The organism is Saccharothrix coeruleofusca (assembly GCF_017876325.1).
Classification (GTDB): domain Bacteria; phylum Actinomycetota; class Actinomycetes; order Mycobacteriales; family Pseudonocardiaceae; genus Actinosynnema; species Actinosynnema coeruleofuscum.
On the sequence record NZ_JAGINV010000001.1, the window covers coordinates 1,111,514 to 1,133,395 of the forward strand.

Annotated in this window: 18 protein-coding genes and 4 pseudogenes; 16 read left to right on the forward strand and 6 right to left on the reverse strand. The window is 69.9% G+C overall.

Annotated features, from left to right (window positions below; all coding sequences use genetic code 11):
• Positions 1-23: 23 nt before the first annotated feature.
• The 9 genes and pseudogenes from JOF41_RS05305 (at position 24) to trpB (ending at position 8,541) form a co-directional block, all read left to right on the forward strand.
• Positions 24-1,148 (forward strand): zinc-dependent alcohol dehydrogenase, encoded by a 1,125-nt coding sequence (locus JOF41_RS05305; RefSeq protein ID WP_189227800.1) that lies wholly within the window; start codon positions 24-26, stop codon positions 1,146-1,148.
• Entirely contained in the window at positions 1,138-2,406 is a 1,269-nt protein-coding gene (locus tag JOF41_RS05310) for an amylo-alpha-1,6-glucosidase (protein ID WP_209616554.1), read from the forward strand. Before JOF41_RS05305 ends, JOF41_RS05310 begins: the two co-directional genes overlap by 11 nt.
• A 5-nt stretch (positions 2,407-2,411) precedes the next feature.
• Positions 2,412-3,617, forward strand: a complete 1,206-nt coding sequence (locus JOF41_RS05315; protein WP_209616559.1) for an MFS transporter — start codon at positions 2,412-2,414, stop codon at positions 3,615-3,617.
• The gene (locus tag JOF41_RS05320; RefSeq protein WP_209616562.1) at positions 3,598-4,830 is read left to right on the forward strand and encodes an ROK family protein; all 1,233 of its coding nucleotides are present in this window, start codon (positions 3,598-3,600) and stop codon (positions 4,828-4,830) included. The genes JOF41_RS05315 and JOF41_RS05320 overlap by 20 nt, the downstream gene beginning before the upstream one ends.
• Positions 4,831-5,051: 221 nt before the next feature.
• Positions 5,052-5,192: pseudogene (locus JOF41_RS38550) on the forward strand (IS3 family transposase); the annotation flags it as partial.
• Between the two features lie 121 nt (positions 5,193-5,313).
• A pseudogene (locus JOF41_RS38555) lies at positions 5,314-5,568 on the forward strand (DDE-type integrase/transposase/recombinase); the annotation flags it as partial.
• Positions 5,569-5,587: 19 nt separating this feature from the next.
• A pseudogene (locus JOF41_RS36685) lies at positions 5,588-6,172 on the forward strand (transposase); the annotation flags it as partial.
• Between the two features lie 288 nt (positions 6,173-6,460).
• Entirely contained in the window at positions 6,461-7,234 is a 774-nt protein-coding gene (locus JOF41_RS05335; RefSeq protein WP_244990261.1) for a helix-turn-helix domain-containing protein, read from the forward strand.
• A 77-nt stretch (positions 7,235-7,311) separates the two neighbouring features.
• Positions 7,312-8,541: a tryptophan synthase subunit beta gene (gene trpB, locus JOF41_RS05340; protein ID WP_189225333.1), complete on the forward strand. Its 1,230-nt coding sequence runs from the start codon at positions 7,312-7,314 to the stop codon at positions 8,539-8,541.
• Positions 8,542-8,574: 33 nt separating this feature from the next.
• Here trpB and JOF41_RS05345 read toward each other — a convergent pair whose 3' ends face one another.
• The 6 genes from JOF41_RS05345 to JOF41_RS05370 all read right to left on the reverse strand — a co-directional run bounded on the left by JOF41_RS05345 (position 8,575) and on the right by JOF41_RS05370 (position 14,975).
• Complete coding sequence (locus JOF41_RS05345; protein ID WP_209616568.1) at positions 8,575-9,825, reverse strand: multidrug effflux MFS transporter; 1,251 nt, start codon at positions 9,823-9,825, stop codon at positions 8,575-8,577.
• 246 nt (positions 9,826-10,071) lie between these two features.
• Positions 10,072-11,592, reverse strand: a complete 1,521-nt coding sequence (locus JOF41_RS05350) for an aldehyde dehydrogenase family protein (protein ID WP_209616571.1) — start codon at positions 11,590-11,592, stop codon at positions 10,072-10,074.
• 112 nt (positions 11,593-11,704) lie between these two features.
• Positions 11,705-12,259 (reverse strand): TetR/AcrR family transcriptional regulator, encoded by a 555-nt coding sequence (locus JOF41_RS05355; protein ID WP_209616574.1) that lies wholly within the window; start codon positions 12,257-12,259, stop codon positions 11,705-11,707.
• A gap of 227 nt (positions 12,260-12,486) precedes the next feature.
• A complete protein-coding gene (locus JOF41_RS05360; RefSeq protein WP_229795996.1) occupies positions 12,487-13,527 on the reverse strand; it encodes a hypothetical protein in 1,041 nt (346 codons plus the stop codon).
• Positions 13,528-13,538: 11 nt separating this feature from the next.
• Positions 13,539-14,030 carry an RNA polymerase sigma factor gene (locus JOF41_RS05365; protein ID WP_307867245.1) on the reverse strand — a complete coding sequence of 164 codons (492 nt, stop codon included), beginning with the start codon at positions 14,028-14,030 and terminating at the stop codon, positions 13,539-13,541.
• Between the two features lie 420 nt (positions 14,031-14,450).
• On the reverse strand, positions 14,451-14,975 hold the full coding sequence (locus tag JOF41_RS05370; protein ID WP_189225337.1) for an RICIN domain-containing protein: 525 nt from the start codon (positions 14,973-14,975) through the stop codon (positions 14,451-14,453).
• A 718-nt stretch (positions 14,976-15,693) separates the two neighbouring features.
• Here JOF41_RS05370 and JOF41_RS05375 point away from each other — a divergent pair.
• From JOF41_RS05375 to JOF41_RS38560, 7 genes and pseudogenes are all read left to right on the forward strand, one after another.
• A complete protein-coding gene (locus JOF41_RS05375; RefSeq protein WP_209616579.1) occupies positions 15,694-16,230 on the forward strand; it encodes a nuclear transport factor 2 family protein in 537 nt (178 codons plus the stop codon).
• On the forward strand, positions 16,227-17,702 hold the full coding sequence (locus JOF41_RS05380) for an MFS transporter (protein WP_209616582.1): 1,476 nt from the start codon (positions 16,227-16,229) through the stop codon (positions 17,700-17,702). The genes JOF41_RS05375 and JOF41_RS05380 overlap by 4 nt, the downstream gene beginning before the upstream one ends.
• Positions 17,703-17,789: 87 nt before the next feature.
• On the forward strand, positions 17,790-19,316 hold the full coding sequence (locus JOF41_RS05385; RefSeq protein ID WP_209616584.1) for a linalool dehydratase/isomerase domain-containing protein: 1,527 nt from the start codon (positions 17,790-17,792) through the stop codon (positions 19,314-19,316).
• Positions 19,313-19,804: an SCO family protein gene (locus JOF41_RS05390; protein ID WP_189225341.1), complete on the forward strand. Its 492-nt coding sequence runs from the start codon at positions 19,313-19,315 to the stop codon at positions 19,802-19,804. Before JOF41_RS05385 ends, JOF41_RS05390 begins: the two co-directional genes overlap by 4 nt.
• Before the next feature lie 166 nt (positions 19,805-19,970).
• The gene (locus JOF41_RS05395) at positions 19,971-20,402 is read left to right on the forward strand and encodes an Rrf2 family transcriptional regulator (protein WP_307867246.1); all 432 of its coding nucleotides are present in this window, start codon (positions 19,971-19,973) and stop codon (positions 20,400-20,402) included.
• Between the two features lie 90 nt (positions 20,403-20,492).
• On the forward strand, positions 20,493-21,245 hold the full coding sequence (locus JOF41_RS05400) for an SDR family NAD(P)-dependent oxidoreductase (RefSeq protein WP_189225343.1): 753 nt from the start codon (positions 20,493-20,495) through the stop codon (positions 21,243-21,245).
• Positions 21,246-21,740: 495 nt separating this feature from the next.
• Positions 21,741-21,881: pseudogene (locus JOF41_RS38560) on the forward strand (FAD-dependent monooxygenase); the annotation flags it as partial.
• Between the last annotated feature and the right edge of the window lies 1 nt (position 21,882).

Below are 21,882 nucleotides of genomic sequence, written 5' to 3' on the forward strand. Positions count from 1 at the left end.
GAACACGTTGACATGGGGGTCCTGTGCGCGCTTATCAGATCGAAAGACCGGGGAAGATCGACCCGGTGTCCATTTCGGTGCCACCGTGCGGTGAGGACGAGGTGCTGTTGCAGACCGAGGCGGTGTCGATCTGCTCGACCGATGTGTCGTACTACCGCGGCCACCTCGAGCCGGCGCGGTGGCCGATCACCCCTGGCCACGAGTACGTCGGGCGGGTCGTGCGGGTCGGTTCTCGGGTGACCGGCGTCGAATGGGGGGATCGCCTGGTCTACTGGGGCCAGACCGACTTCGACGGCCTGGCCGAATACCGCGTGATCCGGCCGCTGCTCCCCAACCAACCCGGACAGACGATTTGGTACACCGAGCGAAACTTCTACGACTCGCACCAGGCTGCGGCGGTTGTCGTGCCGGACGGCCTGGCCTCGGGCCTGGCCACCATGGTCGAGCCCCTCACGTCGATCCTGCGTTGCCTGCTGGTCAACCCGCCGAAACCGGGCGACGTGTGCGTCGTGCTTGGCTGCGGGCCGAGTGCGCTACTGGCGGTGCAGTTGCTGAGCCGGGTGCTCGGAGCCGCACGCGTCCTGGTCATCGAACAGGACGCGCGTCGGATCGCGCTGGCTCGCCGGTTCGGTGCGGACAGCAGCTTCAACATCGTCACGCAGGCGTCCGAGCTGGTCGAGTTCGTCCGCGAGCACCACGACAGCTTCGCCGACTACGTTCTCGACGCCCTGCCGCACGTGGCTCCGCGTGGAGAGGGCCCCGACGTGCGCTCGCTCGCCATGGGGCTGCTCAAGCCCGGCGGCGAGTACGTCTTCTACGGTGCGACCATGCTGCCCCAGCCGGTGAGTACGTGGCACGTGCTGGCGAAGGGGTTGCACCTGCGCGCCACGCCGTTCGACGTGCGCGCGTTCCCGATGACGCGCTCCGCGCACTGCGCCCGGACCGCGCTCGCGCTGATCAGCCAGGGCGTGGTCGAAGTCGAGCCCCTGATCACCAGGACGCTGAGCTTCGACGACGACGGCGGTGTGCGGGACGCGTTCGAGAATTACGGTGCGGACGGGGGCTTGAAGACCTCGATCGTCTTCGAGCATGCACTCGAGCTGCCGTCGGTCCCTCGCGTGGACGCGGTGGTGACGGGTGTCGGCTGACAACGGCGTGGTCCTGGGGTTGGCGGAGAAGGCCTCGGCGCACGCGGTCGCCGTGCTGGACGGCAACCGCAGGCGCGGGCGGTCGGTGGAACCGCCGGCCGAGTTCGACTTCACCTGCCCATCGCCCACCACGTACCCGTTCCAGTGGTTCTGGGACAGTTGCTTTCACGCCATCGCGCTCACCCACGTCGACCATCGGCGGGCCAAGGCCGAGCTGTCCACGCTGCTGCTCGGCGCGGATTCGAGCGGCTTCATCCCTCACATGCTGCTGTGGCAGGACGACCTGCGCGCACAGGCGGTGGCGGATTTCCGCATCGCGCTGTGGGACGACTGGAGGACGCCGACGATCGGACCGCCGGTGTTGGCACGTGCGGTGCAGCGGGTCTACCGGGCGACAGGGGACCAGGAGTGGCTGCGGGGTGTGTTGCCTGCGGTCCTCCGGCACTTCGCCTGGTTGGACGCACGGCGTGTCGGGCCGCACGGTCTGCTGCTCATCTTCCAACCCGATGAGTCGGGCCTGGACAGCAGCCCGAAGTACGACTCCGCGCTGGGGCTGGACCCGACATCGGCGACGGTGGGCGCGGAGTGGCACGGCGCGATGAGGCGGTTGATCGGCGACCCGGCCATCCGCCGCGATCCTCACCTCGGCGCGGACGGACGCACCTTCGCCTGGATCGACGTCCTGGTCAACACGATCTACGCGGACGGATTGCGGTGCCTCGCCGAGCTGGTCGGCACGGGGGGTGAGGTGTTCGCCCGCCGTGCCGACGCGGTACTGGTCGGCATGCTGGAGCACTGCTGGGACGACCGGCGCGGCGTGTTCTCCGACGTCGACGCGGTCACCGGCCGCCGCGTTGACGTGCTCACGGCCAGCTCGCTGTTCCCGCTCGTGCTGGCCGACCTGCCGGACGCCGTCGTGCGACGGCTTGTCGACGACCACCTGCTGGACGAGTCCGAGTTCTGGCTCGACTTCCCGGTGCCCAGCGTCGCAGCCACCGAGCCGTCGTTCGACCCGGACTTCGCGACCGAGGCGATCTTCCGCGGCTCGACGTGGGTCAACCTCAACTGGTACCTGCACTCCGGCCTGCGCGCCCACGGCAGGCACGACGTGGCGGACGAGTTGGCGCGGCGCACGATCGACATGGTCGCCAGGTCCGGCCTGCGAGAGTGCTACGGGCCCTTCGACGCGGCTGGGCACGGCGCGGAGCGGTTCGGGTGGAGTTCGCTGGTGCTCGACCTCCTCGACCGGGTGCAGTGATCGGGATGACCACGAGTGCCACCTCCCCGTTCGTCCGGAGCAGGACCACGGTCCTGGGCTACCTCACGATCGCCGTGTTCGGCTACTGCCTCTACGCGCTGGGGCCAGTGTTGGCCGTCGTGCAGCGGAATTTCGGCATCTCGTACTTCCTGATGAGCGCCCATTCGAGCTTCTGGGCCGTGGGGACCGTCGTCGCCGGGTTGACCTTCGCCCGGCTGGCGCGGGTGCTCGGCAGGACTCGGCTGTTGCGTCTGTGCTTCGTCGCCACCGCCTCGGGAGCGGCCCTGTTCGCGGTCGGGAACCACGTCGCGGTGACGCTCACCGCGTCCGCACTGCTGGGCACGGCGGGCTCGCTGCTCCAGACGTGCACGTTCGCGGTGCTGTCGGACCACCACGGCTCGCGGCGCGATCGAGCGCTCGTGGAGGCCAACATCGGTGCCAGCGCGGCGGCTGTGCTGGCACCACTGGCCCTGGGAGGGTTGGCGGCGGGCCCGCTGGGGTGGCGCGCGGTGATGGCATTGCCGGTGCTGGCCCTGATCGTGCTCGGCCTGGTATTCCGGCGGGTCGAGCCGCCGCGCTCGGCCACGCCGACGCCGGGGACGGGCTCGGCGGACGGGCGCATGTCCACGCGCACGTGGTTGCTCTGCGCGCTGGTCGGCATCGTCGTCGGCGTCGAGTTCTGCCTCGTGTTCTACGGGGCGCAACTCCTGCACAGCACGACGGGCGTGGACACGGTGTGGGCAGCGACCGCCATGGCGCTGTTCTTCGCCGCCGAGCTGCTCGGCCGGGTCGTGGGCAGCGGCCTGACCCGTCGGCCGGGACGCAGCCGGCGCCTGCTGGCGGGCACGTTGGTTCTGTCGATAGCGGGCATGCTGTTGCTGTGGCTCTCGCGCGACCCGGTCGTCGCGCTGGTCGGGCTGATGGCGGCGGGGCTGGGTATCGCGAACCTGTTCCCGCTGGCGCTCACCCTGGCTCTGGCCTCCGCCCAGGGGCTGACGGACCGGGCCGCAGCGAGGTCCCAGTTCTTCGTCGGCACGGCCATCGCTCTCGGCCCACTCGTGTTGGGCTTGCTATCGGACCGGTGGGGGGTGCAACGTGGGTTCCTCACCGCCCTGCTGCTCGCCGCGGTGGCACTGGCGCTGCTCTTTACCGGGGGAAGTGATGGGTTCCCCCGCCGCAGGAGGAAGGTCGATGTCAAACAGCCCGAGTGAGCTGCGCTGGCGTAACCGGACGAACCTGCTGCGCCACTTGCACCTGCATGGCCCGGCGACCAGGGCAACCCTGACCACTCACCTGCGGCTCAACCGCAGCACGATCAAGGCGCTGGTGGACGAGCTGGCCACGGACGGGCTCGTAGTCGAACGCCTACCCGACGGACGGGAAAGGCCGGGTCGTCCATCGCCGCTGGTGATCCCGCAGCCCGACGCACTCGTCGTGCTGTCCGTGGACATCCGGGTGGACGAGGTCGTCGTCGGCTTGATGGGGATAAACGGCCGGGTGTTCACCAGGCGCCGATGGGACCTGCGCAGCGGATGGCCGGTCGAGCACGTCCTGGTCGACATCGCCGAGTACGCCAGACTGCTGATCGGGGAGAGCACACGCCCGATCTGCGGTGTAGGCGTGGCAGTCCCGGGCATAGTCCGGCTTGACGACGGCATAGTGCACGACGCACCGAACCTGCACTGGAACGACGTGGCACTGCGCGAGTGGTTCGAGAACGAGCTGCGACTGCCCGTCGACCTGGGTAACGATGCCGAACTGGGCGCACTGGCCGAGAGCACCCGCGGCGTGGCGCGCGGCGCGCACGACGTGGCCTACGTCTTCGTCGACGTGGGAGTCGGCGGCGGAGTCATCTCCCGTGGGGCGTCGCTGCTCGGCACGAGGAGCCACGTGGGCGAGTTCGGGCACATGGTCGTGCGCACCGGTGGTAGGGAGTGCTACTGCGGTTGCGAGGGCTGTTGGGAGACCGAGATCGGCAGAGCCGCGCTCGCCCGCGCGTTGAACCTGCCGGAGAACTGCGGCCGAGAGGAGGTCGCCGCCGGGATGCGCGCTCTGCTGCAGGAGCCCGTCGCGGTGCGGCGCGCACTCGGCGAGGTCGCGGAGTGGCTGGCGGTCGGCGTCTGCAACCTGGTGAACCTGCTCGGCTCCGACCTCGTGGTGCTCGGCGGCCTGCTGGCCGAACTGCCCGCCGAGGTCGTGGCACTCGTCGAGGAAACCGTGCAACGTCGCAGCATTGTGAGTCGTGCGGTCTGCGGCGTCCGCGTCGAGCAGTCCTCCCTGGGCCAGGACGGCCCGCTGGTCGGAGCGGCGGAAATGGCATTCCAGCGGGCGTTGTCCGCCCCGCGCGCCGCCTTCGCGGGTACCAAGCGCCGAAACCCCGCTGCGAGCCTGCACGTCGAGTCGTCTCCGGTCCGATCTCGTTGACAGTGCCGCTCGGAAACGCATCGCTGTTAGCCAAGAAGTGGGCTTGTCCCGTGTTGACGGACATCCGAGATCAGGGGGACGCGGGTCCCCGGAGGGATGTCCCATCATGGAGCCCATGGGCAGAAGGCGCTGATCGTGGAGTTGTGCCGAAGGTCTCCCGGTCCGCCTGCTACGCCCGCCGCACCGCCGCGTCCACCGCCTGTGCACGACAGGACGCCGAGGTGACCGCGGAGGTCGTCGCGATCCACGACGAGTCGCGGGGGCCCTGTGGCGCGGCCGGGGTGCACGCCGAGCTGCGGGCACGAGGTCGTCGGCATTCGCGCAAGCGCGTCGCCCGGCTCCTGCGCGAAGCGGGACGCGCGGGACGCGCCCCCGAGCGGTGGCGCACCATCACCACCGTCGCCGATCCCGCCGCGACCGTGCCCGCGGATCTGATCCGGCGAGGCTTCATCCTGCGCCGCCAAGGATGTCGACACCCGGTGGTGCGGGGACACCACCCGCATCCACACCGGGGAAGGCCGGCTCCACCTGGTCACAGTGATCGACATCGCCGCACGCCGAGTGGTCGGCTGGGCCACCGCCGACCGTCTGCGCACCGGCCTGGTCGCCCAGGCCCAGGACAACGCCGTGCGCCACCGCCGCCCCGAACCCGGCGTGATCTTCCACGCCGACCGCGGCTGCCAGTACACCTCCGCGCAGCTCGCCACCCTCGCCGACGACCTGGGCGTGCGGTTGTCATTCGGCCGCAAGGCAGGAGCAGAACGCTCCACTCGAACGTGTCCGGGCCGAGCAGGCCGCCCAGGAGTGGGAGCAACGCCACGCCGCCCGTGCCGGTGTCGAGGGCACCATCCACCAAGCCGTCGCCGTCACCGGAGTACGCCGCTCACGCCGCAGAAGCCTGGCCAAAACGCATCTCGCGCACGTCTTCACCGCCGCCGCCGTCACCCTGATCCGACTCGACGCCCGGTGGAACGGAACACCACTCGCGCCGGCCCGAATCTCCTACGTGGCCGGGCTCGAGCTCGCTCATGCCGCATGCAATTGGGCAACAGGGTCATCGGAGCTGTTGAACAACGCCCTCACCCGCCGGAGCACGTGGCGAGCACGCCTGCTCGTGCTGCCGGACCGGTGGCAGCTACCTGGGGCCCACCGGCCCGTTCGAGATCCGCGGTCCGGCAGGGCCCGCCCGCCGCTCGGCGACCGCGCAGGACCCGGTGCTCGCGCGCGACCTCTGGCGGGTCACGGCCTCCGCCACCGGAGTCGCCCCGGACCCCGACCTCGTCCAGGCGTGACTCCGCCTCGTTCCGGAAAGCGTGGCCGGGTGCGGCGCCTCGCGTTGTGACGGCGGCCGGGACGGCGCGCCACCGGCCGTCCCGAGAGCTGGGGACTTCCCGGAGACGATGCGCGGCGTGCTTTGATGACGGCTGACGCCGCGGAGGACGCACATGAAGCAGGCGACGGCCGGACGGCAGGCCCAGCCGGTCCACGAGCCCGGCGCGAGGTCGGTCGCCGCCGCGCCGACCGGTTGGTCCAGGCCCTGTCGCGAAGGCCGTCGATGCGCGAGGTGCGCCGGTGGCCGCGACGGGGGAGGCCGCGCGGAGGATTTCCCGCTGTGACACGGGTCGACTCGATGACGTTCGCGCTCCAGCACGTGGATCTCCTCCGTGCGCGGGCGGCGGCGGTGGACTTCGACCCGCACCTGCATGACACGTACTCGGTCGTGGCCGTCACGAGCGGAACCGCGCACATCCGGTCCAGCCGCTGGAGCGGGACCGTCCGCGCGGGCGACGTGTTCTTCTTCAACCCGTTCGAAGTGCACGCGGGCAGCAGCGCGGGGGGCCCCGCGCGGTACGACGTCCTCTACCCATCGGAGGCGTTCCTCGACAGCTGCACCGGTCCGGTCCGGCCGGGCGAGATCCGAACCACGCGCACCGGTGTGGTGACACGAAGCCGAACGACCCGCGAGCTGGTCGACGCGCTGTCGGCACCGATCGCCGACAGCGCGTCGATCGAGGAATCCCTCCGGCGGCTGCTGCGGGAATGCAGTTTCTCGGTCGAGTCCCCCGCGTCGACCCCGATGTCGATCGCGCGAATGGCGTGCCTGCTCATCAGGCGGGGCGACGCGCGCTCGACTCGCACGGACGACCTCGCGCGCCAGATCGGGGTCAACCCGAGCCACCTCGCCCGCTCCTTCAGGCAGACGATCGGTGTTCCCCCGCAGACCTACGCCCGTCAGGTCCGCGTCGCCCGTGCCAGGGAGCTCATCTGCGCCGGGTTCGGGCTGAACGACGTCGCGCAGATGGTGGACTTCTCCGATCAACCACACCTCACCCGCGAGTTCAAGAAGGTGTTCGGCGTGCCGCCGGGAGCGCTGTCGCGCGGCGTGGGCCGCTCCAGCCGCTGAGCGGCCGTGGCGCACATCCTGTTCAAGACTCCGGACTCGGCCGTGCCTACCGTCGACCTTCCTGAAAGGTGGTCACGATGTCGCACAGCAGCAACCACGTCAGCCGCTCTCCCGACGCCAATGGCTACTACGGGGATTTCGGCGGCAACCACTGGCCTGAGCGCATGAGGCCCGCGCTCGAGGAACTCACCGGCGCGTACGAGGAACTGCGGGCATCGCCGGAGTTCCGGCACGAGCTCGACACCGTCCGCGTCGGTCTGCAGGGCAGGCCCACGCCGGTGCACCACCTGGAGAACACCTCGAACCAGCTGGGTGGCGCCAGGATCTACGTCAAACGCGAGGACCTCAACCACACCGGTGCGCACAAGATCAACCACTGCGTGGGGTTCGCGCTCCTCGCCGTGAAGATGGGCAAGCGCAAGCTGATCGCCGAGACGGGCGCGGGCCAGCACGGCGTCGCGCTCGCCAGCGCGGCAGCCCGTTTCGGGCTCGAATGCGAAGTGCACATCGGCGCGGTCGACGCCGACAAGGTGAACGCGAACGTGAGCCTCATGCGCCTGCTGGGGGCACAGGTCGTCCCGGTGGCCGCCGGTCAGTCGACTTTGAAGGAGGCCAGCGACTCGGCGATGCACGCTTACGCCGAGCAGCACGCCCACGCCCTCTACGGGATAGGTTCGGCCATCGGACCACACCCGTTCCCGATGATCGTTCGCGACTTCCAGTCGGTGGTCGGGCAGGAGGCGCGTGCGCAGTTCCTCTCGATCACCGGCGGAGCGCTGCCCGACCACGTCGTCGCGTGCGTCGCAGGCGGCTCGAACGCGCTCGGGCTGTACTCCGGTTTCCTGGACGATCCCGAGGTCGCCCTGCACGCGGTCGAACCCCTCGGCAGGAGTGCCGAGCCCGGTCAGCACGCGGCCACGCTGACCTTCGGGCGTCCGGGGACCTTGCACGGGGCCTCGTCCGTCGTCCTGCGGCGGGACGACGGTGGACCCGCCGCGGTGATGTCGATCGCCTCCGGGCTCGCCTACCCCGGTGTCGGCCCCGAGATGGCCATGCTGAGCAAGTCCGGCCGGTTGTCCGTCGACACCGTTTCCGACGAGGAAGCAGTCGCCACGTTCCTCCGCGTCGCACGGTCGGAGGGGATCGTCCCGGCGCTCGAGAGCGCGCACGCCCTCGCGTTCGCGATCCGCCTGGCAGCAGGCAGGCCGCCCACCGAACGCATCCTGGTCAACCTGTCGGGGCGCGGCGACAAGGACGTCGACTTCGTGCTGACCCGGTACGACGGCAACGAGTCGCTCCGGGGCTGATGGAGACTCCGCACCGGCGTCCCGTGGGAGCTGTCAGGCGGCAGGGGCGCTGATCTGCGCGCTCACGACCGCCACCGGCAGGCGGGCGGGCCGCTGGCGCGACCGCAACCTCAGGACGAGCAGAAACGCGGTCGCGGCACTGCCTGCCATGACCACCGCGGTGGCGGTGCTGTCGCCGCCGAGCACGCCGACCAGGGGTGCGATGGCTGATCCCAGTGCGAACCGGATCGCTCCCAGCACCGATGCCGCGGTGCCCGCGGCTTGGCCGTGGCCCGAGAGCGCCAGTGCCGTCGCGTTCGGCGTGACGAGCGCGATGCTGCCGATCACGACGGCGAGCGGGACGAGCAAGCAGGCCAGTGATCCGGGCCGCACCGCCGTGGCGAAGATCAGGACGCAGGCAGCGGTGGTCGCGACGACGGTGGCGGAGGACATGATGCGCAGAGGCGTGAACCGGCGCAGCAGCAACGGGTTGAGCTGCGTGCCGCCGACGAGCGCGACGGCGCCGAGGGCGAACACCAGGCCGAACTCCTGTTCGTCCAGGCCGTACTGGTGCCGCAGCACGAACGGTGCCCCGGAGATGTAGGCGAAGATCGACCCGAAGGCGAGTCCGGCCGCCAGGGTCAGCAGGACGAAGTCGCCATCGCGCAGAACGGTCCGGAAGCCCTGGGACACGGAACGCGGCGCAAGGGGTTTCCGGCGCTGCGCGGGCAGGGTCTCCGGCACCGCGAACACCGCCACCGCGATCAGCGCGGCGCCGATGAACGCCAGCGCGCCGAACACCCACCGCCAGGACCCGGCGAGCAGCACCGCGCTGCCGAGCGAGGGGGCGAGAACGGGGGCGACGCCCGTGACGAGCATGAGGTGGGCGATCATCCTCGCCGCCGTGCTTCCCTCGTGCAGATCGCGGACCATGGCCATCGCCACCACCGTCGTGGCCGCGGCGCCGAGGCCCTGCGCGACGCGGAGGACGGTGAGCGTGGTGATGTCGGTGGTGAACGCGCACAGCACCGATGTGAGCACGTGCAGGACCGTGCCCAGGACGAGGGGGAGGCGCCTGCCGACGGCGTCGGAGTACGGGCCCGCGAGCAGTTGCCCGAGCCCGAGGCCGAGGAGGCTGCCGGTCAGCGTCAACTGGACCGAGGCCGCCGTGGTGCCGAGGTCGTCGGCGATCGAGGGCAGCGCGGGCAGGTACATGTCGATGGTGAGCGGTCCGAGGGCGACCATCGCACCGAGGGCGATGATCAACCGCAGTCCGGAGTACCGGCTCGGCCGGGTGGCGGTCATCGGAGTTCCTTCCGGGGAGGGGGTGAACGCTGTGGCGGCGCCCGACCGGTGGGGCCGCCACAGCGTTCGCCTGCGGGTGAGATGGGCATGCGCAAGACACCCCGGAATTCGCGGGTGTTCACCGAAATCGGTATGCGCGCCGGAAGAGCGCGGATGGGAGCGGCCGGTTCGAGCTGCGCCGGTGCGCCTTCGGGCGGGTTCGGCCTGATCCGCGGACTTCGCGGGACTGCAGGGGACTTGGCGGAACTACAGGGCGACGACGACGGCCTTGGACTGGGTGTAGGCGTCGAGGACTTCCAGACCGCCCTCACGGCCGAGGCCGGACTGCTTGTAGCCGCCGAAGGGGAGGTTGCCGGTGCTCATCTCGCCCCACGTGTTCACCCAGACCGTGCCCGCCTGGACCGCCGCGGCCATGCGGTGCGCGGTGGTGAGGTCGGTCGTCCAGATCGACGCGGCCAGGCCGTACTCGGTGTCGTTGGCCTTCGCGATCGCGTCGTCGACATCGGTGAAGGTCATCAACGCGCCGACCGGCCCGAAGATCTCCTCCCGCACCACGCGCATGTCCGGGGTCACGTCGTCGAGCAGGGTCGGCGCGATGAAGTAACCGCGGTCGCCGTAGCGGGTGCCGCCGGTGACCACGTTCGCGCCTTCCTCGACGGCGAGCTCCAGGTACGAGCTGACCCGGTCGAACTGGGCCCTGGTCGACAGCGGCCCCACCACGGTCCCGGACGACAGCGAGTCCGCGGGGGTGAACACGGTGGTCATCGCCTGCTTCAGCAGCTCGACGAACTCGTCGCGGACGCTCTCCTGGACGAAGATGCGCGTCGTCGAGACGCAGGCCTGGCCCGCGTTGCCGAGGAATCCGGCGGCGACACCGCGAGCGGCGCGCTCGAGGTCCGCGTCGGCGAACACGACGGAGGGCGACTTGCCGCCGAGTTCGAGGGTGACCTGCTTGAGCGTCTCGGTGGCGGTCTTCTGCACGTGCTTGCCGGTGGCGGTGGAACCGGTGAAGGCGATCTTGGCGACGTCCGGGTGCGCGACCAGCGCCTGACCGGCCTCGTCACCTCGCCCGGTCACCACGTTGACCACGCCGTCGGGCAGGTCGGTGGAGGCGAGCAGCTCGGCCAGGCGCAGCGTGCTCAGCGAGGCCGTCTCCGCGGGCTTGAGGACGACGGTGTTGCCCGCGGCCAGTGCCGGGGCGAGCTTGCCGGGAAGCTGGCCCATCGGGCCGTTCCAGCCCCAGATGACGCCCACCACGCCCAGCGGTTCCTTGCGGGTGTAGGCGAGCCGGTCGCCACGGGTGGGGACCTGCGTGCCGAAGAGCTTGGTGGGCCAGCCCGCGTAGTAGCGGAAGACCTCACCGGCCTCGGCCAGCATGGTGCGGGTGATCAGGCGCGGCGCGCCCATGTTCACCGAGTCGATCGTCGCGAGCTCTTCGGCGTGCCGCTCGATGACGTCGGCGATCTGGTTGAGGATCCGGCCACGGCGGTCGGGGGTCATCTCCGCCCAGGACGGGTCCGTGAAAGCCTTCTTCGCCGCCCGCACCGCCGCGTCGACGTCAGCGGCATCGCCGCGGGGAACGGTCGCGAGGGGGTGCTCGGTGACCGGGTCGGTGTTGGGCAGGGTCCGGCCGGACGCCGCGGCCACCCACTCGCCGCCGATCCACATCCGCCGGTCGCCGGAGAGCACGAACTCGGGCACGTCTCGACGGGCTTCCTCGGCGATCGGCGGGGTGGTGGCGACTGCGTCCAACGGCTGAACACTCATCTCCGGTCCTCTCGTTCTCGGGGCGGAACCGCTGCCCGACGCAAACGGACAGCCTCTCCACAAAGTATCGGAGAGGCTGTCCGTTTGCAAGAAGACTGCGCAGTGAGGGTCTCTACCTGCGAAGACCGTCGAACAACACCTGGATCATCGAGGTGTTCGAGGTCGGATCTTCGCGGACGCGCTCAAGTGCGACGATGGCGTCGAGGACTTGGCCCGGGGACACGTCGTCACGCACCTCGCCGCTGGCCGAGGCCGCGTCGAAGAGGGGCTGCGCCGCGGCGATCACGCGTGACCGGCTCTCGTTGAGCACGGCGCTGTCGCCGTCGGAGTCCTCCAGCAGCAGCGTCGCGAGCGGACCCTTGCGCGCTCCGGCCGCGTGGAAGCGCCTGAGCCAGGAGAACAGCACCTCACCGGGGGTGTCTCCGCCTGCCGTCCTCGCCGAGGCGCAGATGTCGTCGACCTGCGAGCGGTACAGCTCCTCGACCAGCTCCGGCCGTCCGGGGAAGTTGCGGTAGAGGGTGGCCATGCCGACCCCGGCCCGCCGGGAGATCTCCGCCATCGACGGGAGGTCGCCGGTCTCCGCGAGCGCCTCGCGGGCGACGTCGAGAATCCTGGCGCGGTTCCGCCTGGCGTCGACCCGCTTGCCTGTCGCGAGCTCTTCGGTCATGTGCAACGCCTCTTCCGGTCGAGCTTCGGGGCAGACCTCCAGTTTAGCGGATAGCCTGTTCGTTTCGCGGCCGCGGGACGTGCGCGGACGCGAACCCGGCTGAGGCCGCGTTGTCGTCGTCGGCAGGAGATCGCACCGGCTCGACCGGGCCGGGCGCGCCCGTGGCATGAACCGCCTTTGGGAGGGCAGGCGTGTGCCTGCCCTCCCAAAGGCGGTTCAGCGGGAGATCAGATCTTGCCCGCGGCCACGTCGGCGAGGCTCACGCGGGACGACTCGTAGCTCACCACGGCGTGCTTCGACGGCTGCGGCGAGTCCTTGGCCGGGAAGACCTCGTCGCGGATGGGCAGGCCGTTGTCGGCGTTGAGGGTCAGCACCGCCGAAGCGTTGCCGCCCAGGATGTCGGGGCTCGCGGTGATGGTCAGCACGCGCTGGCCGTCGAGGTCGGTCTCGCCGACGGTCACCTCCTTGATGGTCGCGAGCAGCTTCAGCACACCCGCGCGGACCTCCGTGTTGGCGGCACCGACGACCAGCGCGTACGTGGCATTGCTCCAGAGGTGGTTGTTGATGCGGTTCTCCAGCTCCTTGCCCGTCGGACGCGGCCTGGGCGCGGGAACCTCCTTGCCGAGCTTGCGGAACGTCTCCGCGACCTCCGCTTGGGTGTCCGCCCATGCCTTGTCCGCCGCGGCGGGGTCCAGGCCGACTCCCAGGGCGTTGTTGGCGGCGGTGATCATCGCGATCCTGGCCTTCTCCACGTCGCCGTTCGCGGCTTCGCGGGCGGCCGCCATCACCTTCGCGTTGTACGGCGTGGCCTGGTCGTCGTTCCTGGTCACCGAGGACGCCAGGGTCGTCGAGTCCCCCGTGAAGATCTGGCCCTTGTCGGTGTAGAGGGTGTAGTAGACGTGGCGCGAGTTGTCCGGCGCGGTCTTCGTGGCGATGACCAGCGAGGAATCACCCGGCTGCGCGGCGGCGGCCTTGACCTCGGAGGCCAGTTTCACCAGCGGTGACTCGACCACCGGCGAGGCCGCCTCGGTGGAGGTGCCGGTCGGGGCGCTGCCGCCCGTCACGCCCATCACCACGGTCGCGGCGACGGCCGCCGCGCCCACGGCGGCGACGCCCGCCCTGGGCCAGGAGAACCAGCGCTTCGGTCGCACGACGGTGTCCACGGGTTCCGCCACCGCCGTCTCCAACACCGCGCGAGCGCGGTCGTAGGCCTCAGGACTGGGGGATGGCACATCGCTCAGCTTCTTCATCAGATCCATTTCGTCCATGTGTCGTCTTCTCACGTCGTCGGGACTTGCAGCAGCGCGGCCACTTCCGGAGCCTCTCGCAGCGCCTTGCGAGCTTGGTGCAGCAGGCGGCGAGCCGTGCCCGCCGGGATGTCGAGCACCCGCCCGGCCTCCGCGACGGTCAGGTCCTCCCAGGCGACCAGGCCCAGGACTTCCCGCTCCTCCGGTTTGAGCCGGGCCAGAGCCCGGCGCAGCGGCGCCTGCACGTCCACGCGGGCATCCACCGCGGGCCAGGGATCCCAGTCGTGCGCCACGCGGGTCAGGTCCGGCGTGGGTTCCTCGGCGGGTTCGGACCGCCAGTGCCGCCGCAACCTGTTCAGCGCGACCCCGTACAGCCAGGGCCTGGCTCCGGGGTACGAGCGGTCATAGGTCGCCCTGGACTCGTAGGCCGCCACCCACACGTCGCCGAGCACGTCCTCGGCGGCCTGGCGGCCCACTCTGCGCGCGAGGTAGTTCCCGATCGCCGTCTCGTGACGCCTGATCACTTCCACGAAGGCACTGGTGTCTCCGCGCAGTGATCTGTCGATCAGTTCCGCGTCTGACGACATGAAGCTCCTCGGTTCGCTTCGCCCTTGCACCCCGTCTTTGCCAACGCGCGGCGAAAGTGTTCAGGTCGTGCCGAACCCGCTGCTCAGAGGGCATACCGCCAGCCGGTTGGGTGCGCAGTCGTCGGTCCGGCACCACTGGCAGGTGGTGCTCTTCGGCGATGAGCGGTCAGTCGGCGGCTTCGCGCCTGACGGGGTCGAGGAACCGTTCCGCACGCAGCGGGCGGGCGCGGCGTCGGCGAGTTCGAGGGACACGTCGAGTGCGGCACGACAGGTGATCACGAGGAGCCCCCGGCTCGGACTCGATCTTCGCGGATCCGGCCTCACCAGGGGCTCCTCGTCCTCCTCCGGGGCTGACGGCTACGCGCCCCATATGCTCCACTGCTGCGCGACGCCGTTGTTGGGGCCCCACAGTTGCAGTTGCTGCCCGGCGGCGAAGTTGGAGTTCGGCACGTCGAGGACGAAGGCCCGATCGGTGTGCGTGGCGAGTTCGTAACCGCCCGCGCTGTGGATGAAGAAATGCCAACGTTGGGAGGCGCTGCCGTCACAGCGGTTGACCTTCATCGGCACTCCCCAGCCGCGGTCTCCGTCGAAGTCCAGGCACAACCCCCAGTCGTAGGACGGGTGGAGGTAGTTGCCCCCTTCGCGTGCGTTCTCCTGCACCCACACCTGGGCGGCGGTGCCGTTCGACGGCCACAGTTGAACGGCGCTGCCATGTCCACCGGAGTTGGCGGCGTCCATGACCAGGCCGTTGTACTGGGCGTGGAACCGCCACCGCTCGCCGGTCAGCGCGGAGGGCTGGGTCACGGCGGACGCGGGCGTGACGACTGCTGTCGAGAACAAAGCCGCAATCGACGCCACGGCGCAAGTGATGAGCAGTTTCACGCTGCAACCCCTCTCTGATGGGTCTGTCGGAATATCGCGGTGACGCCCGGCCGACTGCGAGCGGAGTCGTGGGTTCGCGCTCGCCGCAGCGCACTGACCTGCTCAACCTCGCGCGACGCATCGGTCGACGGCACTTCGATGTCGGCCGTGACGTCGTTGCCTGCCGGGGCGATGCTGTCCCCGCGCTCTGGGGAAAATCTCGGGGGGATCTGGACCGCCGTCGCCGAACAGGACGGCGGTGCACCGGTTCGTCGGGGCGGCGATGCGTGAGTAGAGGTCCACCCCGACGCTGCCCTCCGCTGTCCGAGCACGGCGAATGCCCGGCGTTGAACTGGTCACCCGTGAGGTCATCGGGCGCGCGATGGCCGACTACTCCCGTTCGCGCCATGACTGGTGCGTCTGCGCTCGTGGGGTACTCGCTTTTGCGGCTTCGGCAACAGAAATTCACGATCTTTCGCCGCCGTGGCATGGTTGCCCCGTCGGAGGTGGTGGAGCCGGACCAGCGAGCGGGACCGGCGATCCGGGAAGCGTTGACGCGGTCGCGGCCGACGGGGCGTCGACAGGTACGGGTGAATTCTCCACGCCGACGCGAGCGGATCGGTTTCGGTCCCGGTGTCGTGGTTGCGGGCGATCCGCGGACCGGTCGACGACGTCGGGTGCCGGACCGCTCCGTGAACGTTGGACGGCAGATCAAACTGACAAAGAATCGAGTGGTTGCATGACGTCGGCTATCGGTGACCATGTGGTCGACCGCATCACGATCAGCGATCTGGTCACTTCGCTGGCGTATGCGCAGGACGAGCGCGGCTGGGACCTGTTCCCGCGCATCTTCGCCTCGCAGGTGGTGGTCGACCTGTCCGCGCACCTGGGCTCCCCGCCCAGGGAAGTGGCCGTCGAGGAGTTGGTCGACGGGGCGCGCAACGCGCTGGAGGGGTTCGACGCCACCGACCACGTGGTGTCCAACATCCGGATCGATCTGGAAGGCGACCTCGCGCGTTGCCAGGCGTATGTGCTCGCCTATCACCACTTGCGGGACGCTCCGGGGCCTGTCGACTACTGCGCCATGCGCGGGAAGTGGCAGCTGGAGCTGATCCGCACCGAAAACGGTTGGCGCATCAGGAAATGGGTTGTGGGGCGAACCGGGCCGATCGACGGCGACAGCGGCCTCTACGAGATGGCCGCCGCGCGCGTGGCCGGTGGGGAAACCGGCTCGAAGCCCTCCGGTGAGAACGACATCAGGGGCTCGCGGGCATGAGGGCCGCAGGAGGGGGCGGGACGGAAGAGGCGTCGCCGAACGATGCCGCCGAGAAGTTCTCCTCGGGACAGCGGAACGTTCTGGGGGTGCTCTGCACGACGATGCTCTTCGAGGGGATGAACCTCGCCAACGTCAACGTGCAGCTACCGCAGATCACGGCCGACCTCCGGTTGACTCCTGACGCCTCCCAGCTCGTCGCGAGTTCCTACCTGGTGGCGTTCGGCGGATTGCTGCTGCTGGGCGGGCAGCTGGCCGACGCGGTCGGCCGTCGGCGCGCCTTCCTGGTGGCCGTCGGCATCTTCGGCCTGGGATCGCTCATCGCGACAGTGGCCGTGAACCCGGTCATGCTCATATCCGGCCGCGTCGTCCAAGGGATCGGGGCCGCGTTCACCGTTCCGGGAGCCATGGCCATCATCACGACCACCTTTCCCGAAGGGCCGGTGCGAAACCGCGCACTGGGCTTCTGGGCGGCGGTGGGCGGCAGCGGCTACGCCGCCGGGCTGATCGTCACGGGCGGGCTGACGCAGTTGTTCGGCTGGCGCTCCGGGTTCGCGATCTTCGTCGTCATGGCGCTGCTCATCCTCGGCACCGGGTACTCCGTCCTCCCCGACGACAAGGACAACGCGACCGGTCTGCGGCCGCGGTCCCTCGCCAGACCGCTGATCAGCACCATGGCGCTGCTCGCGGCTGTCCACGGCATCGGCTCGATCACGGCGCATCCGGTGGTCGCCGCGGCGTGCCTGGCAGCCGCCCTGGCCCTGACGGTCTGCCTCGTGGTCACCGGGCGAGTACGTGGAACGCGGCAGCTGCCACGAGCCCTCGTCGGTTCGCGGAGCGTGCAGGCGGCCAACCTCGTGGCGTTCACGTTCTTCGCGGGCGTCTCCGCGGCCATTTTCATCGTGTCCTCGTACCTGCAGGGAATCGAGCACTACGGACCGTTCGCCGCGGGCGTCGTCTTCCTGCCGACCGCGGTGCTTTCCATCATCGCCTCGCCGAGAGGGGCCCGACTGGTCACTCGGTCGGGAGCGCGGACGGGACTCGTCCTGGGCTCCGCGCTGGTGGCGACCGCCACCGCGACGTACGCCCTCACCGGGCTGGTGGGGCCGGTGCTCGCGGTGATCATCCCGGCTTCCCTGGTCATGACCTCGGGCATCGCCCTGGCTTATCCGGGAGCCACGATCGCGGCCATGAGCGGTGTCGGCGAAAGCATGCACGGAGTGGCATCGGCCCTCGTGATCACCATGCAGCAGATCGGTGGCGCTGTGGGCGTGGCTCTCGCGACGGTGGTCGCGTCCGCGATGAACGGCGGAACACTGGCCAACGGCGTGGAAGACGCGCCGGGCTTGCGCATGGGTCTGCTCGCGTGTGCCAGCCTCTCCGCTCTGGGGATGGCCGCAGGGATCCTCCTGCGCGGTCGCTGGGCAGGTGTCGGACAGGGCCGGGGCACGCCCGAGGCGTCGGTGGCGCGGTAGGCCACCGGACACCGGTGACGGACCCACGCGGTCCGGATCGAGTCGAGCGACTACGTCGCACCAAGGAATCGAGGATTCAGGAGCCGAATGTCCACCGCACTCACCGATGAGCAGTTGGGCCACCTACGACACTTCGACAACCTCTCCCGGCGCCAGCCGAACGACTGGTCCCTGATGCAGGGAAAGGGGGCCAACCAGGAGGACTTCGGCGGATACCGCTTCCAGCTCGCGTACATGGCCTACGCCCTCGCTCTGACGCACCGGAACCGGCTCCCGGCGGCGCCGGGTCTCTTCCAGCCCGTGATCCAGCGGCTCATCGACAAGATCCTGCTCCCCGAGGTCTGGATGTACTGGAGGGATGTGGGGCGGGGCGGCAGCGTCTTCAACGCGGCACTCGCGGGTTCGCTCGGTGAGGAGTGGGATCCGGTGGCGCGGGACAACATCATGTACAGCGCCTACGTCCAGTCGATGGCGCTGCTGCACGACTACCTGTTCGACAGCGACCGGTACGCGTCCGAGGGATCGCTGACGTTCCAGTACTGGTCACCGTTCTGGGGTGGGGAACGCAAGCGTTTTCCCTACGACCGGGAGAAGCTCAACGAGCACATCTACTGGCAGATGGTGAGCAACGGCTACCTCGGGGTGGCCTGCGAGCCGAACTGCGTCTTCCAGATCTGCAACCAACCCGCGATCCTGGGCTTCCGGCTGCACGACCTGATCACCGGCGGAAGCCGTGCGGAGGAGGTGGTCGCGGGCTACGAGAGGGCGTGGCGCGACTTCGGCCGCTTGGACTCGAACGGGCACTACAACATGATGATCCTGCAGGATTCCCGGCAGGTTCTTCCCAACGCTCTCAACGCGCCGTGGGTCGACGCGTGGTGCGGTGCGCTGATGAACATGTGGAACCGCGGGTTCGTGCGCTCCAACTACCCCCACCAGATCACGAAGCTGGTGGCGGTGGGCCCGGAAGGAACCTTGTTCGTGCCCTCGTCGCCGCCCGAGGAGATGATGGGGGAACCCGTCGTCGTCGACAGCTGCGACTTCGGCTGGGTCGCGGCGTGGGCATCGGAGATGGGCGACGAGAACACCTCCGGCGGTCTGCTCGACCACGCCGACAGGTTCATGAACCCGAGCAGGCGGGACGGCGGCCTGTACTACCCGCGCAACGACGCGCTGACCGACGAACGCGGCAACCGCACGGAGATCGAACCCATGAGCGGGAACGTGCTGTTGGGCTACGCGCGGTTGAACGTCCAGGACGGCTTGTGGACCCTGTTCAACGAACCGTGGGACCGCGATCGTTTCCGGCAGCCCGCGCTCACGGCGGTGGACCGCGATGTCGACGTCAGCCGGGCCGAGTTCGTCGACGGCTCGCTGCGCGTCCGGCTTCGCCGAGTAGCCGGGGTGCCGGGTGACGGCACCGTGGCGGTCTCGCGCGTCCGCGGGAACGGCCGCTGGACCGTCAGCACCGACGACCGCGTGCTCGCCACCATCGAGGACGCCGCCGTGTCGACGGAGCAGCACGAACCGGTGGACCTCTGGACCGATGCCGCCGATGTCATCCTCAGATCCCCCTACCAACACCAGGAGTTCACCTTCAAGCGGGTGTCATGAGCGCGCCGACCAATCCGAGGTTCTCGCTCACCGACCACTTCGGACAGCACGTGACCGAAAGGGACTTCCAGGGCCGGTGGCGTCTCGTGCTCTTCGGGTTCACCCACTGCAGATCGGTTTGCCCACGCGCCCTGCGGCGTTTCTCCGCGATTCTGAAGGACCTCGGTGATCTGGCCGATCGGGTCGACGCCCTGTACATCACGGTGGACCCGGACCGGGACACACCCGCCGTGATGAGGGAGTTCCTCAGCTCCTACCCCGGCTTCACGGGGCTCACCGGGACCACGGCGGAAATCGAGTCGGCCATGCGGGAGTTCCGGGCGTTCGCCGCCCGCGTGGACGATCCCGAGGAGGCGGGCGGGTATCGGGTTCCGCACACCGCGATGAGCTACCTGATCTCCCCGTCGGGGCAGTACGTGACGCACTTCCCGGACGCCACACCCGAGGAAGTCGTCTCCTCCCGGCTCCGACTCCACCTCGCTTCCTGACCAGGGCGCAGGCGGACGCCGGTGGCCTCCTCTGACCACGGAGGTGGCCCCGGCCCGCCTGGGGCGGTCCAGCGCGGGGGAGTGGCCGCACCCCGGCACTTGCCGCACGCCGTCGTAACAACTATCGTTACGACCAGGAGTGGCGAACGGGGAGGTGGAGCGCGACGTGAGCGCCAACAGTCGGCTGACCATCGCGGCGCACGCCCTGACGTGGATCGGGCTGTACCGGCGGCGTGGCCACGAGGTCGCCACCTCCGAGCAGATCGCGACGAGCGTGAACACCAACCCGGTGGTGATCCGCCGACTGCTGGCCGAGCTGCGCAAGGCGGGCCTGGCCGATTCTCGCCGGGGCGCGGGAGCGGGGTGGATGCTCACGCGGGACCTGGCGGCGATCACCCTGCTCGACGTCTACCGGGCGATCGAGCCGGGGCCGCTCTTCGCCCTGCACCCCGCGACGCCGGACCCCGAGTGCGTGGTGGGTCACGGCATCGGGCCGGTGATGGCCGCCGTGTACGACGAGGTGGAGGCCGCCCTGCGCGGGGAGTTGGCCAAGACCACGCTGGAGGACGTGCTGCGGGACGTCCTGAAGGCCGCCTGACCTCGGAGCACTGACTCCCCTGGTGGGGGAGTCGTGTTCCGCGCTCGTCGGTGTAACAAAAATAGTTACGTCAAGGAATGGGAGAGTCTCATGGGACAGCTGGACGGCCGGAACGCCCTCGTCACCGGCGCCACCGGCGGCATCGGCCTGGCGATCGCCCGCCGTTTCGCCGCCGAGGGCGCGACCGTCTACCTCACCGGCCGCCGCGAGGCCGAGTTGGACGCCGCCGTCGCGCAGGTCGGCCCCCGAGCTGTGGCCGTCCGGGGCGACGTCTCGGACCTGGGCGACCTCGACCGGCTCTTCGCCGAGATCGCGGACCGCAGCGGTCGCTTGGACGTCGTGGTGGCCAACGCCGGGGTCGGGGAGTACGGCCCGCTCGGCACGATCACCGAGCGGGAGTACGACCGCACCACCTCGATCAACCTCAAGGGCACGATCTTCACCGTGCAGAAAGCGCTGCCGCTGCTGACGGCCGGTGCCTCGGTGGTGCTGCTGTCCTCCAGCGCGGCCCTGCGGGCCGTTCCCGGCCTGGGGGTCTACGCCGCCACCAAGGCCGCGATCCGCAGCCTCGCCCGCACCTGGGCCGCCGAGCTGGCCGACCGGGGAATCCGCGTCAACGCCCTCACCCCCGGCCCGGTCGAAACTCCTGGCGGGGACGAGCTCCGCGCCGCTCTCCCGCACGGCGACCGGCCCACCACGGCCGAACCCGCCCCGCTGAGCCCGCTCGGTCGCGTGGGCCGTCCCGACGAAGTCGCCGCCACCGCCCTCTACCTGGCAAGCGACCAGAGCGCTTTCACCACCGGCGCGGAACTGCTCGTCGACGGCGGCGTCACGCAGCTGTAGGCAGGACTGTTCCCGGTTCGCTGTCCGGTCCGGCGCGCGAGGCAGGGAACCAGCCTGGGTGGCGTCGCGGGCGCTGCCGCGCTTCGGGCGTTGAGCCGCAGGTGTTCGACCCGGATGTCGTCGAACGTCTTGACGACCTGGGGGCTTCCCCACCGCGATCATGGCCACCCGGCTGGCGAACCTCACCGCCGAAGCCGATCCCCGCCATCCCCGTCGACGGACCCCTCACGAGGTAATCGGTTTCAGCCCGGAGTACCGCAGGCGGAATCCGTCGGAGGCGACCTCTCCGGACGTGACTCGGTGTGCGAACCTGGCACGACCGGTCGTGGCCGCGTGGTTCTGCCGCCTAGACGTGCTCGTGGGCGATGCCGGGGTCGCGAGGGCCTGCCCGGCCGCGCTGAACGTCTTCGCGGACGAACCCGTCCACATCGGACAGTTGCCGCACCGCGGTGACCACTTCGCCGGAAGTTCCTACCGGCCTTCGCTCACCGCCCAGTAGGTGATCAAGGGCTCAACCTCGGCCTCGGTGGCGCGTTGAACCTGGGATGGAAACTCGCCGCCGCCGTGCGCGGACACGGGCCGGACGGGCTGCTGGACACCTACACCCGCGAACGCCACCCGATCGGGGCGCAGGTGC

Excerpts from the sequence above, each read along its gene's own strand:
- JOF41_RS05315 (WP_209616559.1), top strand. The coding sequence starts at position 2,412 with ATGACCACGAGTGCCACCTCCCCGTTCGTCCGGAGCAGGACCACGGTC.
- JOF41_RS05320 (WP_209616562.1), top strand. The coding sequence starts at position 3,598 with ATGTCAAACAGCCCGAGTGAGCTGCGCTGGCGTAACCGGACGAACCTG.
- JOF41_RS05335 (WP_244990261.1), top strand. The coding sequence starts at position 6,461 with ATGACGTTCGCGCTCCAGCACGTGGATCTCCTCCGTGCGCGGGCGGCG.
- trpB (WP_189225333.1), top strand. The coding sequence starts at position 7,312 with ATGTCGCACAGCAGCAACCACGTCAGCCGCTCTCCCGACGCCAATGGC.
- JOF41_RS05345 (WP_209616568.1), bottom strand. The coding sequence starts at position 9,825 with ATGACCGCCACCCGGCCGAGCCGGTACTCCGGACTGCGGTTGATCATC.
- JOF41_RS05350 (WP_209616571.1), bottom strand. The coding sequence starts at position 11,592 with ATGAGTGTTCAGCCGTTGGACGCAGTCGCCACCACCCCGCCGATCGCC.
- JOF41_RS05355 (WP_209616574.1), bottom strand. The coding sequence starts at position 12,259 with ATGACCGAAGAGCTCGCGACAGGCAAGCGGGTCGACGCCAGGCGGAAC.
- JOF41_RS05360 (WP_229795996.1), bottom strand. The coding sequence starts at position 13,527 with ATGGACGAAATGGATCTGATGAAGAAGCTGAGCGATGTGCCATCCCCC.
- JOF41_RS05375 (WP_209616579.1), top strand. The coding sequence starts at position 15,694 with ATGACGTCGGCTATCGGTGACCATGTGGTCGACCGCATCACGATCAGC.
- JOF41_RS05380 (WP_209616582.1), top strand. The coding sequence starts at position 16,227 with ATGAGGGCCGCAGGAGGGGGCGGGACGGAAGAGGCGTCGCCGAACGAT.
- JOF41_RS05385 (WP_209616584.1), top strand. The coding sequence starts at position 17,790 with ATGTCCACCGCACTCACCGATGAGCAGTTGGGCCACCTACGACACTTC.
- JOF41_RS05390 (WP_189225341.1), top strand. The coding sequence starts at position 19,313 with ATGAGCGCGCCGACCAATCCGAGGTTCTCGCTCACCGACCACTTCGGA.
- JOF41_RS05400 (WP_189225343.1), top strand. The coding sequence starts at position 20,493 with ATGGGACAGCTGGACGGCCGGAACGCCCTCGTCACCGGCGCCACCGGC.